The organism is Planobispora longispora, assembly GCF_016863135.1.
GTDB classification, from domain to species: Bacteria; Actinomycetota; Actinomycetes; order Streptosporangiales; family Streptosporangiaceae; genus Planobispora; species Planobispora longispora.
The window spans coordinates 348,469-365,663 of sequence record NZ_BOOH01000023.1; the positions used below are offsets into that span (position 1 = coordinate 348,469).

The window sequence follows — 17,195 nt, forward strand, 5'->3', positions numbered from 1 at the left end:
GTCCGGTGTGGGCGGGAAATGCCACACCAACGGCACCATTACAACTAGATCCGGAGATCGAGCACTTGAGCAGCGAACTCGTGCCAGCCCTCGAATGGAGCGACCTCGACCGACAGGCGGTCGACGTCGTCCGGGCCCTGGCGATGGACGCGGTAGAGAAGGCGGGATCGGGTCACCCCGGCACCGCGATGAGCCTGGCCCCCGCCGCATACCTGCTTTTCCAGCGCACGATGCGGCACGACCCCTCCGACCCCACGTGGGCGGGCAGGGACCGGTTCGTGCTGTCCTGCGGGCACACCAGCCTGACCCTCTACATCCAGCTCTACCTGTCGGGGTACGGCCTGACCCTGCACGACCTGGAGATGCTGCGGCAGTGGGACAGCCTGACCCCCGGTCATCCGGAGCACGGCCACACGGCCGGGGTCGAGACCACCACCGGCCCGCTCGGCCAGGGCATCGGCAACGCGGTCGGCATGGCGATGGCGGCCCGCCGCGAGCGCGGCCTGTTCGACCCGGACGCCGAGCCCGGCGCCAGCCCGTTCGACCACATGATCTGGTGCTTCGCCTCCGAGGGTGACATCGAGGAGGGCATCAGCCACGAGGTCAGCGCCCTGGCCGGTCACCAGAAGCTGGGCAACCTCGTCGTCCTCTTCGACAGCAACCACATCTCCATCGAGGACGACACCCAGATCGCGCTGAGCGAGGACGTCGTCAAGCGCTACGAGGCGTACGGCTGGCACGTCCAGACGGTCGACTGGACCCAGACCGGCGAGTACGTCGAGGACGTCCAGGCGCTGAACGAGGCCCTGGAGGCCGCCCGCCGGGTGACCGACAAGCCGTCCTTCATCCGGCTGCGCACCGTCATCGGCTGGCCCGCGCCGAACAAGCAGAACACCGGCAAGATCCACGGTGCGGCGCTGGGCGAGGCGGAGATCGTCGCGACCAAGAAGATCATGGGCATGGACCCGGAGAAGTCCTTCAACGTCCCGGACGCGGTGCTGGAGCACGCCCGCCAGGTCGTGCAGCGGGGCCGCGCCGCCCGCGCCGAGTGGGACACCGCCTACGAGCGCTGGCGGGCGGCCAACCCCGAGCGCGCCGCCGAGTTCGACCGGATCTCCCGGCGGGAGTTCCCCGAGGGCTGGTGCAAGGCGCTGCCGACCTTCGAGACGGGGTCGTCCGTCGCCACCCGCAAGGCCTCCGGCGAGGTGCTCAACGCGCTCGCGCCGGTCCTGCCCGAGCTGTGGGGCGGCTCGGCCGACCTGGCCGAGTCCAACAACACCACGATGAAGGGCGAGCCGTCCTTCATCCCCGAGGAGTTCCAGACCAAGGAGTTCCCCGGCGGGCCGTACGGCCGGACGCTGCACTTCGGCATCCGCGAGCACGGCATGGGCTCGATCCTCAACGGCATCGCCCTGCACGGCGGCACCCGCCCCTACGGCGGCACGTTCCTGGTCTTCAGCGACTACATGCGCCCCGCCGTACGGCTCGCGGCGCTGATGAAGCTGCCGGTCACCTACGTCTGGACGCACGACTCGATCGGCCTGGGCGAGGACGGCCCCACCCACCAGCCGGTCGAGCACCTGTGGGCGCTGCGCGCGATCCCCGGCCTCGACGTGGTCCGCCCGGCCGACGCCAACGAGACCGCCGCCGCCTGGCGGGTCGTGCTGGAGCACACCGACCGTCCCGCCGCGCTGGCGCTGACCCGGCAGAACCTGCCGGTCTACGAGGGCACCGCGGACGCCTGCAAGGTCGCCAAGGGCGGCTACATCCTGCAGGACGCCTCCGACGGCCAGCCCAAGGTGCTCCTGATCGGCACCGGCTCCGAGGTCGAGCTGGCCGTCAAGGCCCGCGAGATCCTGGAGGCCGAGGGCATCCCCACCCGGGTCGTGTCGATGCCGTGCGTCGAGTGGTTCCAGGCCCAGGACTCCGCCTACCGGCAGACCGTGCTGCCCCCGGCGGTGCGGGCGCGCGTCGCCGTCGAGGCGGGAATCGCACTGGGCTGGCGGGAGTTCGTCGGTGACGAAGGGGTAGTGGTGAGCCTGGAGCACTTCGGCGCGTCGGCTCCTTACAAGACCCTGTTCGAGCAGTTCGGCCTCACCGCCGAGCGGGTGGTCGCCGCGGCCAAGGGCAGCCTGGCCAAGACCGGGGCCGACAAGGGCGAGACGACGGGAAACTGAGCATGAGCGAGATCATCAAGAACCTTTCCGGGCACGGCGTGTCCGTCTGGCTGGACGACATCAGCCGCGAGCGCCTGCGCACCGGCAACCTGGAGACCCTGATCCGCGAGAAGGGCGTGGTCGGCGTCACCTCCAACCCGACGATCTTCGCCTCCGCGCTGAGCAAGGGCGACGCCTACACCACCCAGCTGCACGACCTGGCCGTCCGCGGCGTCGAGGTGGAGGAGGCCGTCCGGGCCATCACCACCTACGACATCCGCTGGGCCGCCGACGTTCTGCGCCCCGTCTACGACGCCACCGGCGGCATCGACGGCCGCGTCTCCCTCGAGGTGGACCCGCGCCTGGCCCGGGAGACCGACAAGACGATCGCCGAGGCCCGCGCGCTGTGGTGGATGGTCGACCGGCCCAACCTGATGATCAAGATCCCGGCGACCGTCGAGGGCCTGCCGGCGATCACCCGGGCCCTCGCGGAGGGCATCAGCGTCAACGTCACGCTGATCTTCTCCCTGGAGCGCTACCGCGCGGTGATGGACGCCTGGCTGGCCGGTCTGGAGCAGGCCAAGGCGGCCGGCCTGGACCTGTCCGCGATCGAGTCGGTGGCCTCCTTCTTCGTCAGCCGCGTCGACACCGAGATCGACAAGCGTCTGGACAAGATCGGCTCCCCGGAGGCCGCGGCGCTCAAGGGCAAGGCCGCGGTCGCCAACGCGCAGCTGGCCTACGCCGCCTTCGAGGAGGTCGTGGGCTCGCCGCGCTGGCAGGCGCTGCAGGCCGCCGGGGCCCGTCCCCAGCGCCCGCTGTGGGCCTCCACCGGCACCAAGGACCCCAGCTACCCCGACACCCTCTACGTCGACGAGCTGGTCGCCCCGGGCACGGTCAACACCATGCCGGAGAAGACCCTCGACGCCGTCGCCGACCACGGCAAGATCACCGGCGACACCGTCCGCGGCTCCTACGAGCAGGCCTGGAACAGCATGGCCGCGCTCAAGGACGCCGGCATCGACTACGACGACGTGGTGCGCGTGCTGGAGGAGGAGGGCGTCGAGAAGTTCGAGGCGTCCTGGAACGAGCTCCTGGCCACCGTCGCCGCCGAGCTCCGGAAGGCGTGACGACATGGCTGCGACGCCCACGTATGTGACGATCGCCGAGGAGCGCCTGGCCGAGCAGACCGCGGAGACGATCCAGCGGCTCGTCTCCGCCGGGGTCCACGAGGCCCTGTCGAACGGCGACCCGGCGCTGTGGGGCGAGGACGCCCGCGCCGAGGCGGCCGTCCGCCTCGGCTGGCTCAACCTCCCCCTCACCAGCAGGGAGCTGCTCCCGGAGATCGGCAAGCTGGTCGAGCGGGCCCGCGCCGAAGGCCTGGACCACGTGGTCCTGGCGGGCATGGGCGGCTCGTCCCTCGCGCCCGAGGTCATCTGCAACACCGCGGACGTGCCGCTGACCGTGCTCGACACCACCGACCCGGGGCAGGTCCGCCGCGCCCTGGCCGACCGGCTCGACCGCACCGTCGTCGTGGTGGCCAGCAAGAGCGGCGGCACCGTCGAGACCGACAGCCACCGGCGGGTCTACGAGAAGGCCTTCCGCGACGCCGGGATCGACCCGGCCGACCGGATCGTCGTGGTCACCGACCCCGGCTCGCCGCTGGAGCAGGCCGCCATCGAGGCCGGCTACCCGGTCATCCTGGCCGACCCCAACGTCGGAGGCCGCTACAGCGCCCTGTCGGCGTTCGGCCTGGTGCCCAGCGCCCTGGCCGGGGCCGACGTCGAGAAGCTCCTCGACGACGCCGCCGAGGTGCGCCCGCTGCTCGCCCAGGCCGAGGGCAACCCCGGCCTGGACCTGGGCGCCGCCCTGGGCGCCGCCGCGCTCGCCGGGCGCGACAAGCTCGTCCTCGAGGACAGCATGTCGGAGATCACCGGCCTGCCCGACTGGATCGAGCAGCTGGTCGCCGAGTCCACCGGGAAGTCCGCCAAGGGCATCCTGCCGGTCGTCGGGGCCGACCCGAACGAGACCGACGACGAGCTGGTCGTCGGGATCGAGTCCGGCGGCGCCGTGACGGTCGGCGGCCCGCTGGGCGCCCAGTTCCTCATCTGGGAGTACGCCACGGCGATCGCCGGCCGGGTCCTCGAGATCGACCCGTTCAACCAGCCGAACGTGACCGAGTCCAAGGAGAACACCGGCGCGCTGCTGGCCGCCGGCGACCTCCCGGCCGGCACGCCCGCCCTGGTCGACGGGCCCGTCGAGGTGTACGGCGCCGAGGCCGAGGGCGCCAAGGACCTGCGGGAGGCGCTCACCAGGGTGCTGGAGGCCATCCCGGAGAACGGCTACCTGGCGATCATGGCCTACCTCGACCGGGAGGCGGCCTTCGACGCACCCGTGGCCGACGGCGCCTCCTTCGACGACATGACCGACGCCTGGAGCGCGGCCGACCCGGTCACCCTGCGCAGCCTGCTCGCGGTCAGGACCGACCGGCCCGTCACCTTCGGGTGGGGTCCCCGGTTCCTGCACTCCACCGGCCAGTATCACAAGGGCGGGCCGCAGAACGGCGTGTTCCTGCAGATCACCGGGGCCAACGAGAGCGACCTGGAGGTCCCGGGCAAGCCGTACACCCTGGGCCGGCTCCAGCTCGCCCAGGCGCTCGGCGACCAGGGCGCCCTGGTCAAGCGCGACCGTCCGGCCGTACGGCTGCACCTGACCGACCGCGCGGCCGGGGTCGCGCACCTGCTCGCGGCAGCGCGGGAGCTCTGATGACCGAGGGAAGCCCGGGGACGACGGGGACTGCGGGAAAGACGCGCGCCGGAGGGACCGCGGTCACCGCGGTCACCGGCTCCGCCGAGGAGTCCGCGTCCGTCGCGGCGTCCGTCGCGACCACCGCCATCACCGAGGCGGCCGTGGCCGCCAACCCGCTGCGCGACCCGCGGGACAAGCGCCTGCCCCGCGTGGCGGGGCCGTGCGTGCTGGTGCTGTTCGGCGTGACCGGTGACCTGGCGCGCAAGAAACTGCTCCCGGCGATCTACGATCTGGCCAACCGGGGGCTGCTGCCCCCGGGCTTCTCTCTGGTCGGGTTCGCCCGCCGCGAGTGGCGCGATCAGGACTTCGCGCAGCTCACGTACGACGCGGTCAAGCAGCACGCGCGCACGCCGTTCCGCGAGGAGGTCTGGAAGCAGCTGTCGGAGGGCATCTTCTTCTGCCCCGGGGAGTTCACCGACGACGGCGCGTTCGACGCGCTGGCGATGATGCTCAAGGAGATCGACGAGACCCGGGGCACCGGCGGCAACTACGGCTTCTACCTGTCGGTGCCGCCGAAGTTCTTCCCGGTCGTGGTCCAGCAGCTCAAGCGGACCGACCTGGCGCACGGCCCGGAGGGGGCCTGGCGCCGCGTGGTGATCGAGAAGCCGTTCGGGCACGACCTGAAGAGCGCCCACGAGCTCAACGCGATCACCAGCGCGGTCTTCCCGGAGAGCTCGGTGTTCCGCATCGACCACTACCTGGGCAAGGAGACCGTCCAGAACATCCTGGCGCTGCGGTTCGCCAACAACCTGTTCGAGCCGATCTGGAACCGCGGATACGTCGACCACGTCCAGATCACGATGGCCGAGGACATCGGCATCGGCGGCCGGGCCGGCTACTACGACGGCATCGGCGCGGCCCGCGACGTGATCCAGAACCACCTGCTCCAGCTGCTGGCGCTGGTGGGGATGGAGGATCCGACCTCCTTCGACGCCGACTCGCTGCGCCGGGAGAAGGAGAAGGTCCTCAAGGCGGTGCAGCTCCCGCAGGACCTGGCGCGCTCCACGGCGCGCGGGCGCTACGCCACCGGCTGGCAGGGCGGCCAGCCGGTCGTCGGCTACGCCCAGGAGGAGGGCATCCCCTCCGACTCCATCACCGAGACCTACGCCGCCATCAAACTGGAGATCGCCAACCGCCGCTGGGCCGGGGTCCCGTTCTACCTGCGCACCGGCAAGCGGCTGGGCCGCCGGGTGACCGAGGTCGCCGTGGTGTTCCAGAAGGCGCCGCACCTGCCGTTCAGCAAGGACGACACCGAGATCCTCGGGCACAACGCGCTGGTGGTCAGGGTCCAGCCGGACGAGGGCATCACGGTGCGGTTCGGCTCCAAGGTTCCGGGCACCGCGATGGAGGTCAGGGACGTCTCGATGGACTTCGCCTACGGCGAGTCGTTCATGGAGTCCTCCCCGGAGGCGTACGAACGGCTCCTGCTGGACGTGATGATCGGTGACCCGCCGCTCTTCCCGCACCAGCGGGAGGTGGAGCTGTCGTGGAAGATCCTCGATCCGATCGAGGAGTTCTGGGCCTCCCAGGGCGTGCCGGAGGACTATCCCGCGGGCAGCTGGGGCCCTGCCTCGGCCGACGAGATGATGGCCCGCGACGGGCGCGTCTGGAGGAGGCTGTGATGACGGGCTTCACGCTCGGCTGGAGGGCGCGGCGATGACGAGCTTCATGCTCAGCGACACGACCGCCTCGAAGATCTCCGCCCAGCTCACCCACCTGCGCCACCAGATGGGCAGCCCCGCGGTGGGCATGGTGCTGACGCTGGTGGTGGTCTGCGACGAGGGCGAGCAGTACGACGCGGTGCGCGCCGCGACCGAGGCCGCCCGGGAGCACCCCTCCCGGATCCTCGTCGTCATCGGCCGCGACCCGGCCGAGCCCAACCGGCTCGACGCCGAGCTGCGCGTCGGCGAGTCCACGCCCGGCGAGGTCATCCTGCTGCGCCTGTACGGCGAGCTGACCGAGCACGCCGACTCGGTGGTCAGCCCGCTGCTGCTCACCGACACGCCGGTGGTGGTCTGGTGGCCGCGGCACTCCCCGGACGTCCCGGCCAAGGACTCCGTCGGCGTGCTCGCCCAGCGCCGGATCGTCGACGCCCGCCCGGCGGCCGAGCCGGTGAAGGCGATCGCGGGCCGCGCCCGGAGCTACGTCCCCGGCGACACCGACCTGGCCTGGACCCGGCTGACCCCGTGGCGGAGCCTGCTGGCCGCCGCGTTCGACCAGCCGGTGGGCAAGGTCAAGAAGGGCGTCGTGGAGGCCGCGGCCGGCCACCCCAGCGCCCCGCTGCTGGCCGCCTGGCTCGGCGAGCGGCTGGGCGCCCCGGTGAAGGTCGCCGACTCCCCCGGCCCCGGCCTGACCAGGGTGACGCTCTCCACGGCCGCCGGCGACGTCACGATCACCCGCTCGGACGCCCGGCTGGCCACGCTGTCCCGCCCGGGGCAGCCGGACCGCCAGGTCGCCCTGGCCCGGCGGCCGACCTCGGAGCTGATCGCCGAGGAGCTGCGCCGGCTGGACCCGGACGAGGTCTACGAGGCCGCGATCCGGCGGGTCGCCCGCAGCCACAAGGGATGACCCGGGGAGCGTCTCGCGGGCCGGCCCCCGGGACGCTCCCTCCCCCGAACCCCACGATGTGAGAAAGAGCGTGCTGTGAGTGTTCCCAACGTCGTCGTCCACCGCGACGCCGACATGCTCGCCAAGGCCGTCGCCGCCCGGGTGATCACCCGGCTCGTCGACGCCCAGTCGGCCAAGGGATCGGCCTCGCTGGTCCTGACCGGCGGGACCGTGGGCATCGCCACGCTGGCCGAGATCGCCGCCAGCCCGGCCCGCGACGCCGTCGACTGGCGCAACCTGGACATCTGGTGGGGTGACGAGCGTTTCCTGCCCTCGGGTGACGCCGAGCGCAACGAGACCGGCGCCCGCAAGGCCCTGCTCGACCACGTCGACGTCGATCCCGCGCGCGTGCACGTGATGCGCGGCCCCGACGCGGGGATGACGGCCGAGGAGTCCGCCGACGCCTACGCCGAGGAGCTGCGCCGCGCGGCCCGCCCCGAGGATCACGGCCCGGCGCCCTCCTTCGACGTGCTGCTGCTGGGCATGGGCCCGGACGCCCACGTCGCGTCGCTGTTCCCGGAGATGCCTGCGCTGTACGACACCCGCCCGGTGGTGGCGGTGCACGGCTCCCCCAAGCCGCCGCCCACCCGGATCTCGCTGACGCTCCCGGTGATCCAGGCCGCGCGTGAGGTGTGGGTGGTCGCGGCGGGCGCGGACAAGGCGGGCGCCGTACGGCTGGCGCTGTCGGACTCCGGCCCGGTGCAGGTACCGGCGGCGGGCGCCCGCGGCCGCCAGCGCACCCTGTTCCTGCTGGACCGCGGTTCCGCCGCCAAGATCCCCGCCTCCCTCGGCCGGATCTCCTCCCCCTGACCTGGACGGCCGGCCCCGCTCGGGGCTGGTCGCCCATGTCGTTCCACACCTGCTGGACCGTGCCGAAGGCGCGGACGGAACCGGCGTCCGCCGATGAGCGGCCGTGCCGGGCCGCCATCGCGGCGGCCCGGCCCTGGTACATGGTCAGGATCAAGCATCGGCGCCCCACCTGGCGGAATGGATCCCGGCGGCAGGCGACGACAGCGGCCGGAGCAATCTGGAGCAGGAATAAAAAATCCCTTCCGGCAAGCCGTCCCGGGAAAAATCGATGAGAATACTCGCCGCGACATCGGGACCGAAACAGCGGCGAGTGACCGTACCGGGCTTCACGGAAAATCGGTCGTACCACATTCCGGAATTCGCCGAGTCCCCATGGCACAACAGGACAGAAACGACCAGGCGCCCGCCTGAAGTGGGAAGACAATCACGCCGTGCCCGCCCGTCCACACTGCGCACCGGGCCGGAAAACCACAGCGCAAAGGTGGGGGCCGCGAATTCGATTAGCCGCCCATCCGCATTGGATCGATGCATCGACGGCCCGATCCCGCCATAAATGATCACTGTCGGTGATCTTTGTTGAGGGTCCTTGTAGAGCAATCCGTGATCACTTACTTTCCAGGTGATCACCTCGCTCACCCCCCCCGAGGAGCCGCACGTGCGCCGATTAGCGATCACCACTGCCGTCGCAGTGGCCCTGCTCCCCCTGTTATCCCCGGCGACATCCGCCTCAGCGTCCGCCTCCACCGCCGAGGAGCCGGACCCGGTCCCGGTCCAGCAGGTCGGTCCCGGTCAGTACTTCTCCGACACCAACACCTTCAAGATCAGCGAAACCGACGTGTCGGCCGGTCTGATCGGCCGCAAGCACGGTGTGATCGTCGTGGACGGCGGCCTGGCCCGTCCGCAGTCGGCCCCCGGCTCCCGTCCCGACCTCTCGGTCTTCGGGCCGGGCTGGCAGGCGGAGTTCCTCGGCGGGGCGATCAGCCGGAAGCTGGAGGTCCAGAGCGGCGCCATCCTCGTCACCGACCTCGCCGAGGGGGAGACCGTCCGCTACGGGCTGCGCAGCAGCGTCTCGTTCCCCGGCGGCGGCGGTGTCCAGCGGTACGAGGCCCCCGACGGGTCCAAGGTCACCGAGACGACCCGCTGGGATTCGGCGGCCGGGGCGATGCGCACCTCGATCTCCGAGACGATCGCGATGAACCTCGGCGACCAGCAGCCGGAGGAGGGCGACGACACCTTCACCGACGCCGGCGGCGCTCCGCTCAGTTCGGCGGCCCTCAACCTCACCTACAGCTGGAACCGGCTGGACGGCCTGCAGAGCGCCGACGCCTGGAGGGTGACGGGCCTCGGCAACACCGCCTACGGCGCCTCATCGGTGGGTTACGACTCCCAGGGACGGGTCAGCACCATCAGGGAACCGGCCTCCGGTGAGACCCCCGAAGCACTGCTGACGGTCCACTACGCCACGGCGACCACCGCCACCGCCACCTCGTTCGGCGACTACGCGGGCCGGCTCAAGGAGATCACGCTCACTTCCGGCCCCACGGCCCCGCAGACCGTGGCCCGCTACGGGTACGACCCGTCCGGCCTGCTGCGCACCATGACCAACCCCAGCACGGACGCCTCCCCCCAGGCGACCTACGCCTACGACGCGATCGGGCGCCTGACGTCGATCAACTCGCGGAACCAGGGCGGCTGGGAGCTGTCCTTCGCGACGGGCACCGCGGCTCCCACCGTGACCTCGACCGATCCCGGGCGGCCGGTCCCCGGCAGTCCCCTTCCGGACCCCGCCCCCGACGCCACCGGACCGGCTCCGGGCGATTTCCTCCCGGGCGACATCTCCGGCCCGCAGGCCAACCCCCGGGCCTGCTACTACGCCGCGACCTGGCTGTGGTACACCAGGGCCGAATGCTACGCGGCCTGGGTGGCGCACTACGGCTGGAGGAAACCGGCCTGGAAGCGGCTCCCCACCGGCTACTGGGTCGTGGGCATCAAATACGACCACTGCACGTGGGCTCTGGACCGGCCGTCGGGCTTCGACTTCCGCTCGGCCTGCGACATGCACGACTACGGTTACGGGCTGATCGGCAACGTCTACAGGCACTACATCCGCTGGCTCGACATCGGCCGCAAGCTCGATGTGGACGGCCTGTTCTACGTCACGCTGCGCGATTACACCTGCTCCGCGTACTCCGGATCGGCCAGGAGGTCCCTCTGCAGGAGCTACGCGTACACCTACTGGAAAGCGGTCAAGGCGCGGGGCAATCCCAAGAACGGTGCGGACAAGACCCCGATCGACACCTGACCCCGCTGAACCACGCCTGAGCGTGACGGCCGGACGGCGGGCAGGCCCGCCGTCCGGCCCACGCTGCTCGCGCGCCGGCGCGCACATGGATCTCTTCGCTTTTAGGCGGACGTGCAATGAAGAAATTGATCATCTCCTGCGTCGTCGTGACGCTGGCGGTCACAGGAATCACACCAATCGCAAGCGCGCCGGTCAACGCCGCGTCGGCAAGCACGAATGAGCGGACCCTCCCGGCGCCACCGCAGGTGGATCCGGAGTTACGGAAGCGGGTCGCCGGCGGTGGCAAGGTCAGGGTGAACGTGGTCACCGAGACCCGGAAGGACATGCCGGACGCGGCGAGCTCCGGTCAGGTGCTGCAGAGGTTGTCCCGGCTGCCGGTGGTCACCTTGCGCGTCGACGAGGCGGCGCTGGAGCGGCTGGCCGGCCTGCCCGGGGTGGTGAGCGTGACGGAGGACCGGCCGGTGCCGCCGGTGCTGACCGAGAGCGTCTCCCTGATCGGCGGGGATCGGCTCCGGGAGGCGGGCATGACCGGCGTGGGGAGCGTGGTGGCCGTGCTGGACACCGGCGTCGCCGTCAACCACCCCTTCCTCCGGGGCCGGGTGGTCGCCGAGGCGTGCTTCTCACCCTCCGACCCCGACTACTTCGCCTCCAGCCTCTGCCCCAACGGCGCCGACCAGCAGGAGGGACCGGGGTCGGCGAACGCGGAGAGCGGGCCGTGCGCGGACGCGGCCCTCGACTGCGACCACGGGACGCACGTGGCCGGGATCGTGGCCGGCAACGGCCAGGATCTGGCCGGAGCCCCGGCGGCCGGTGTCGCCCCCGCGGCCGAGATCGCCGCGATCCAGGTGTTCAGCAAGTTCGAGTCGGAGGACTTCTGCGGACCCGGAGTCGCGTCGTGCGTGCTGAGCTTCACCAGTGCCCAGCTGGCGGGACTGGACAAGGTCCTGCAGCTCAAGGAGGCCGGGACACCGGTGGTGGCGGCCAACCTGAGCCTGGGCGGGGGCCGGTACACCGCGCCGTGCGACGGGGACCCGCGCAAGCAGGCCATCGACGATCTTCTGGCGGCCGGGGTGGCCACGGTGGTGGCGGCCGGGAACGACGGGTTCGGCGACGCGGTGAACGCGCCCGCCTGCGTGTCCTCGGCGGTCACGGTGGGCAGCACCACCGGCCAGGACGAGGTGTCCGGCTTCAGCAATCGCGGCCCGCTGCTGGACGTGTTCGCCCCCGGGACGGCGATCGTCTCCTCGGTGCCCGGCGGCGGATGGGCGCCGCTGAGCGGCACCTCGATGGCCGCTCCGCATGTGGCCGGGGCCTTCGCCGTACTTCGCCAGGCCTTCCCCGGTAAAACCGTCGCGGAGCTGGAGACGGCGATGAAGACCACCGGTAAGGCCATCGCCTATACGGGTGCCACCACTCCGCGGCTCCAGCTCGACGACGCGGCCCTGGGCGCGGGACCCGGGCCGGAGCCGACGCCCCCTGCCACCTTCGGCAACTGGACCTCCTACGACATCCCCGATCCGGGCACCGCGGAGTCATCGGTCCAGGTGGACGGCGTCCCCGGCAACGCGTCGGCCACCCTCAGGGTCTACGTCGACGTGCATCACGCCTGGCGGGGTGACCTGAAGATCGACCTGATCGCTCCGGGCGGCAGGGCCTACCCGCTGAGGGTGGTGAACGCCCAGGACGGCGGAGACGTCATCCACGAGACCTACCAGGTGAACGCCAGCTCCTCAGTGGCGGCGGGAGTCTGGAAACTCCGTGTCCAGGACGTCAAGGGAGGCAACAAGGGGTACATCTTCGGGTGGTCGTTGATGTTCTCCCAGTTCGACAACCGGACCTCCTACGACATCCCCGACCGGGGCACCGTGGAGTCGCCCACCGTGGTGGACGGGATCTCCGGTAACGCGCCGGCCGTCGTAATGGTCTACGTCGACATCCATCACACCTGGCGGGGCGATCTGAAGATCGACCTGATCGGGCCGGACGGCAAGGTCTACCCGCTGCGGGTGCCGGCGCCCAAGGACGGCGAAGACATCATCCACGAGACCTACCGGGTGAGCACGAGTGCTTCACCGGCGAACGGGACGTGGAGGCTCCGCGTCGAGGACGTCGCGGCGGGCGACACAGGTGCCATCTACGGGTGGATGCTGGCGCTCTAGGCGTCAGCGGTCATGAGCAAGGAGACCGCGGAGTGGGTCGTCGAGTTCCAGAGCGGGCTGGCGCAGCTCAACCTCCCGGCCGGCGGGCCGCAGCAGCAGCCGCCGCTCCCGTGAGGGCGCGGGGCGGGTCAGCCGCCGGTCAGGGCGGCGGTGACGGCCTCGGTCAGGCGGTGCTCGGCGTCGCGGGCGCTCATTCCGCGGTCGACCGTGAGCTGCTCCCAGACGGGGACGGAGGTCATCGCCCAGGCGAGGTCGGCGGCGGTCTCCGGATCCAGGCCGGGGCGGAGCAGGCCGGCGGCGCCGAGCCTGCGGGTGGCCGTCAGGAAGCCCTCGCGGAGTTCGCCCATGCGGTCGTCCCAGGCGGCGGCGGTGTCGAGGTCATCGCGGCGGGAGGCCAGCAGCGCCGAGGCGACGGGACGGATCCTGTCCGCGTAGCGGAGCCAGGCGAGCAGGAAGGCGCGCAGCGCCTCGGCGGGGTCGGGCGCGGCCAGGGCCCGCTCACAGCGCGGGCGGATGCCGTCGGCCTCGTCCATGTTCCGCACGAGGGCCATGAACAGGCTCGCCCTTGAGGTGAAGTGGAGGTAGACCGCCTGGCGGGAAACTCCGGTCTCGCGGGCCACGTCGGCCATCGTGAACCCGGTGCCGCGGTCGATGATCAGCCGTTCGGCGGCCCCGAGGATGCGCAGTCGCGTACTTGACACGTGTCAAGCATAGCCCTAGCTTGACACGCGTCAAGCACACGATCCGGCGGAGGAGAACCCATGAGCAGCACCCACCCGGCGGCCGTCGCCGCGCTCGCCGCGATGGAGGCGGTCGGCGCCGGCGACCGGGCCGCCTGGCTCGCCTGTTACGCCCCCGACGCCGTGCTCCACGACCCGGTCGGCGGCTCGCCGCTGGACCCCGGGGGGAACGGGCTGAAAGGGAGGGAGGATCTCGAACGGTTCTGGGAGCTCACCGTCGCCCCCAACGACGTCCGGTTCGACGTCACGGCCGTGCATCCCGCGGGCGACGAGGCCGCGGTCACGGCCTCGGTGGCGATCCGGTTCCCCGGCGGCGCCCGGGCGGACTACGACGGCGTCTTCGTCTACCGGGTCGGCGGCGACGGGCGGATCGTCTCGGTGCGCGCGTACTGGGATCTGCGGCGGGTGCTGTCGGCGCTCGGGCTCTGAGCCGTACCGGCGTCCGCATTCAGGCTCTGAGCCGTACCGGCGTCCACATTCAGGCTCTGGGCCGCGTCCGCCCGCGGGGCGCGTCCCGGTTCCGGGACGGGCCCGCCGCTCAGAGCGCGTCGATCTCGGCGAGGAGGGCCTGCTTGGCCCCGGGGTCGAGGTAGGAGGCGGTGACGGCGTTGCGGGCCAGGGCGGCCAGGGCGGCGCGGTCGAGGCCGAGGACGTCGGCGGCCACGCGGTACTCGTCGGTCAGCGTGGTGGCGAACATGGGCGGGTCGTCGCTGTTGAGGGTGACGAACAGGCCCTCTTCCAGCAGGCGCGGGAGCGGGTGCTCCTTGATGTCGGCGACCTGGCCGGTGCACACGTTGGAGGTGGGGCAGACGTCCAGGGGGATCTGCGTCTCGCGCAGGCGCGCCACCAGGCGGGGGTCGTCCAGGCAGGAGATGCCGTGGCCGATGCGCTCGGCGCCGAGGTGGTCGACGACCTCCCAGACGGTCTCGGGGCCGGTCATCTCCCCCGCGTGCGGGACGCTGTGCAGACCGGCGGCCGTGGCGGCGCGGAAGGCGTCCCGGAAGGCGTCGCGGTGGCGCACGCGCTCCTGCTCGATCCCGGCCAGGCCGAAAGCTACCAATGCCTGGGGAGGTTCCTGGAGGGCGTGGTCCAGGGTGATCCGGGCGGCCTCGGCGCCGTACTCGCCGGGGATGTCGAAGATGTAGCCGATCCGGACGCCGTGCTCGTCGAGCGAGCGGCGGGCGGCGATGTCCAGCGCCTCGGTGACGGCCCGCATCGGCATGCCGACGACGTGGTGGGCGTACGGCGTGACCGTCACCTCGACATAGCGCCCGTTCTGCCCGGCCAGGTCCCTGGCCAGGCCGGTCACCAGGGTCGCCACGTCCTCGGGCTCGCGGACCAGCGCGTTGACCGCCCCGTAGACCCGGGCGAAATCCGCGAAATCGCGGAAGACGTAGAACGCCCGCAACTCCTCCTCGGTGGTCGGCACGCGGCTGCCGGGGTGGCGTCGGGACAGCTCCAGCACGGTCGGCACGGAGGCGGAGCCGATCAGATGGACGTGGAGCTCGACCTTGGGGAGGGCGTCGATGAACGCGTGGATCGTCATGCCGCCGACCCTAGGCGTCTCCTGCCAGTGGCGATAGAGATTCAGCTCGAATATAACATTAGAATGTAAATTTTAATCGCCTCCCTGCCGGGGAGGAACAATCCGCACCGCCGACGATGAAGACGGCCGGGGCGAGGACCGCGCCCGGCTTTCGAGTGCCGCCGCGATCTCCGCCGCGGCGAAGGCCGCCCGAGCCGGCGAGAGCCGGCCGTACCCGATGACCAGGGCGGGCCGGAGGCGGCGGCGGGCGTAGCGCGACAGAGGCATCACGAGCACGCCCCGGCGCTCCAGGCGGTCGGCGACATCGCGGTCGTCATGGCCGGGCGGCAGGGGGAGCACCAGGTGCAGCCCCGCGGCGATCCCTCCGACGGGACCGGCGTCGCGGATGACGGAGTGGCCTCGCAGGGCCGTGAGCACCGCCTCCCGGCGCTCGCGGTACAGCGCGCGGGCGCGGCGCAGGTGCCTGTCGTAGTCTCCGGCGTCGATGAGCCGGGCGAGCGCCAGCTGGTCGAACACGCCGGGGCCCGCGCCCGACCTTCCGAGGGCCTCGGTCACCGGGTCTCTCAGGCGCGCGGGAGGAACCATCCATCCCATCCGCAGGCCCGGGTGCAGGGTCTTGCTCACGGAGCCGAGGTAGGCGACGTTGTCCCGGTCGAGGGCCGCCAGCGCTCCGATCGGCTTGCGGTCGTACCGGAATTCGGCGTCGTAGTCGTCCTCCAGCACGACGGCCGAGCGCTCCGCCGCCCACGCCAGCAGCGCCCGCCGCCGTCCGGCCGACAGCGCGGCGCCGGTGGGGAACTGGTGGGCGGGCGAGCAGAGCACCGCGTCCGGGCCGGTCCGCCGTAACCGCCCGACGTCGATGCCCTCGCCGTCGACGGCCACCGGCTCGATCGCCAGCCCCGCGTGGACGGCCGCGTCGTCGAACCGCCTCCAGCCGGGATCCTCCACCGCCAGCAGCGACGCGGAGCGCCGGGCCAGGACGCCCGCCAGCAGCCCCACCGCGTGTGTGGTGCCGCAGGTGATGACCACCTCCTCGGGCGAGACCGCCACCCCCCGGGTCCGTCCCAGGTAGCCGGATACGACCTCACGCAACCGCCGCACGCCCTCGGCCGGGGGAAACACGTCCGGGCCCCCGCCGGCCATGAGGACGTGATGCGTCGCCCGGCTCCAGGCCGCGGCGGGGAACCGCGCCACGTCGGGTGCTCCCGGCCGCAGATCGGCCACGACCGCGGAGGGCGCCCGCACGGAGGGTACGGCCGGCGGGACGGCCGGTCGCGCCGGCACGTCCGGCGCCACCCGCGTGCCCGACCCCTGCCGCGCCGTGAGGTGCCCTTCGGCGACGAGCTGTCCGTACGCCTCGTTGACGACCCAGCGCGAGCAGCTCAGCTCCTCCGCGAGCGCCCGGCTCGGGGGCAGCGCGTCGCCGGGGCCGAGGCGGCCCGTCAGGATGGCGCCTCTGATCGCGGCCGTCAGGCGCTCGTGCAGCGCCCGCCCGTCGTCGGGCACTTCCAGGAGGAGACCGGTGATGCGATTGGCCCGGTTTGGCGGCATGCAAGTGGACTGTATCACCGGACCAGTTCGCCCTAGCCTCTGGATCGGCCCTGTTCCGGGGCCCGTATCCCTGAAGATCACTGAGGATCACCGAGGAGCTCTCCATGACATCGACGACGACAACGACGGCATCGACGACGGCATCGACGACGGCATCGACGACGGCATCGACGACGTCCCCCTTGACGGTCATCGCGCGGATGCGCGCGAAGGACGGTCGGGAAGCCGCCCTGCGCGACGCCCTGACCGCCCTGGTCGCACCGACCCGCCGGGCGCCGGGCTGCCTGACCTACGACCTCCACACGGAGGTGGGAGAGCCCGCCCGCTTCTGGTTCTACGAGGTGTGGCGCCGTCCCGAGGACCACGCCGAGAACCTGAAGTCCCCGCATATCACCGATTTCATCGCCCAGACCGCCGACCTGCTCGACGGCGGCCTTGAGGTTCACTTCCTCGACTGACGGGACCGGCTCGGGGGCGATCGGCGGCTGCCGCTCGTGCCCGGCGAGCCGGTAGCCGCCG

General features: G+C 71.8%; 14 protein-coding genes. 10 read left to right on the forward strand and 4 right to left on the reverse strand.

Features of this window, described 5'->3' with window-relative positions; genetic code table 11:
- Nucleotides 1-143 precede the first annotated feature (143 nt).
- The 6 genes from tkt to pgl all read left to right on the forward strand — a co-directional run bounded on the left by tkt (nt 144) and on the right by pgl (nt 8,378).
- Nucleotides 144-2,177, forward strand: coding sequence for a transketolase (tkt, locus tag Plo01_RS17410; protein ID WP_239316530.1), 2,034 nt, complete (start codon nt 144-146; stop codon nt 2,175-2,177).
- A gap of 2 nt (nt 2,178-2,179) precedes the next feature.
- On the forward strand, nt 2,180-3,283 hold the full coding sequence (gene tal, locus Plo01_RS17415) for a transaldolase (protein WP_203891628.1): 1,104 nt from the start codon (nt 2,180-2,182) through the stop codon (nt 3,281-3,283).
- Between the two features lie 4 nt (nt 3,284-3,287).
- Complete coding sequence (locus Plo01_RS17420) at nt 3,288-4,919, forward strand: phosphoglucose isomerase-related protein (protein ID WP_203891629.1); 1,632 nt, start codon at nt 3,288-3,290, stop codon at nt 4,917-4,919.
- Nucleotides 4,919-6,583 (forward strand): glucose-6-phosphate dehydrogenase, encoded by a 1,665-nt coding sequence (gene zwf / locus Plo01_RS17425; protein ID WP_239316510.1) that lies wholly within the window; start codon nt 4,919-4,921, stop codon nt 6,581-6,583. Before Plo01_RS17420 ends, zwf begins: the two co-directional genes overlap by 1 nt.
- Nucleotides 6,584-6,617: 34 nt before the next feature.
- Nucleotides 6,618-7,529: a glucose-6-phosphate dehydrogenase assembly protein OpcA gene (opcA, locus tag Plo01_RS17430; RefSeq protein WP_203891630.1), complete on the forward strand. Its 912-nt coding sequence runs from the start codon at nt 6,618-6,620 to the stop codon at nt 7,527-7,529.
- Between the two features lie 75 nt (nt 7,530-7,604).
- On the forward strand, nt 7,605-8,378 hold the full coding sequence (gene pgl / locus Plo01_RS17435) for a 6-phosphogluconolactonase (protein ID WP_203891631.1): 774 nt from the start codon (nt 7,605-7,607) through the stop codon (nt 8,376-8,378).
- Between the two features lie 150 nt (nt 8,379-8,528).
- On the opposite strand, the gene Plo01_RS17440 is transcribed toward pgl, so the two are convergent.
- Nucleotides 8,529-9,014, reverse strand: a complete 486-nt coding sequence (locus Plo01_RS17440; RefSeq protein ID WP_203891632.1) for a hypothetical protein — start codon at nt 9,012-9,014, stop codon at nt 8,529-8,531.
- Between the two features lie 19 nt (nt 9,015-9,033).
- On the opposite strand from Plo01_RS17440, the gene Plo01_RS17445 reads away from it, so the two are divergent.
- Complete coding sequence (locus Plo01_RS17445) at nt 9,034-10,680, forward strand: phospholipase A2 (protein ID WP_203891633.1); 1,647 nt, start codon at nt 9,034-9,036, stop codon at nt 10,678-10,680.
- Between the two features lie 293 nt (nt 10,681-10,973).
- Complete coding sequence (locus Plo01_RS17450; protein ID WP_203891634.1) at nt 10,974-12,839, forward strand: S8 family serine peptidase; 1,866 nt, start codon at nt 10,974-10,976, stop codon at nt 12,837-12,839.
- A 128-nt stretch (nt 12,840-12,967) separates the two neighbouring features.
- On the opposite strand, the gene Plo01_RS17455 is transcribed toward Plo01_RS17450, so the two are convergent.
- The gene (locus Plo01_RS17455; protein ID WP_203891635.1) at nt 12,968-13,540 is read right to left on the reverse strand and encodes a TetR/AcrR family transcriptional regulator; all 573 of its coding nucleotides are present in this window, start codon (nt 13,538-13,540) and stop codon (nt 12,968-12,970) included.
- Between the two features lie 60 nt (nt 13,541-13,600).
- Here Plo01_RS17455 and Plo01_RS17460 point away from each other — a divergent pair, with 60 nt between their 5' ends.
- The gene (locus Plo01_RS17460; RefSeq protein WP_203891636.1) at nt 13,601-14,008 is read left to right on the forward strand and encodes a nuclear transport factor 2 family protein; all 408 of its coding nucleotides are present in this window, start codon (nt 13,601-13,603) and stop codon (nt 14,006-14,008) included.
- 109 nt (nt 14,009-14,117) lie between these two features.
- On the opposite strand, the gene add is transcribed toward Plo01_RS17460, so the two are convergent.
- The gene (gene add, locus Plo01_RS17465; RefSeq protein ID WP_203891637.1) at nt 14,118-15,125 is read right to left on the reverse strand and encodes an adenosine deaminase; all 1,008 of its coding nucleotides are present in this window, start codon (nt 15,123-15,125) and stop codon (nt 14,118-14,120) included.
- Nucleotides 15,126-15,197: 72 nt separating this feature from the next.
- Nucleotides 15,198-16,676, reverse strand: a complete 1,479-nt coding sequence (gene pdxR, locus Plo01_RS17470) for a MocR-like pyridoxine biosynthesis transcription factor PdxR (RefSeq protein WP_203891638.1) — start codon at nt 16,674-16,676, stop codon at nt 15,198-15,200.
- 104 nt (nt 16,677-16,780) lie between these two features.
- Between pdxR and Plo01_RS17475 the strand changes: the two genes are divergently transcribed.
- The gene (locus Plo01_RS17475; protein WP_203891639.1) at nt 16,781-17,134 is read left to right on the forward strand and encodes a putative quinol monooxygenase; all 354 of its coding nucleotides are present in this window, start codon (nt 16,781-16,783) and stop codon (nt 17,132-17,134) included.
- The last annotated feature ends 61 nt before the right edge of the window (nt 17,135-17,195 follow it).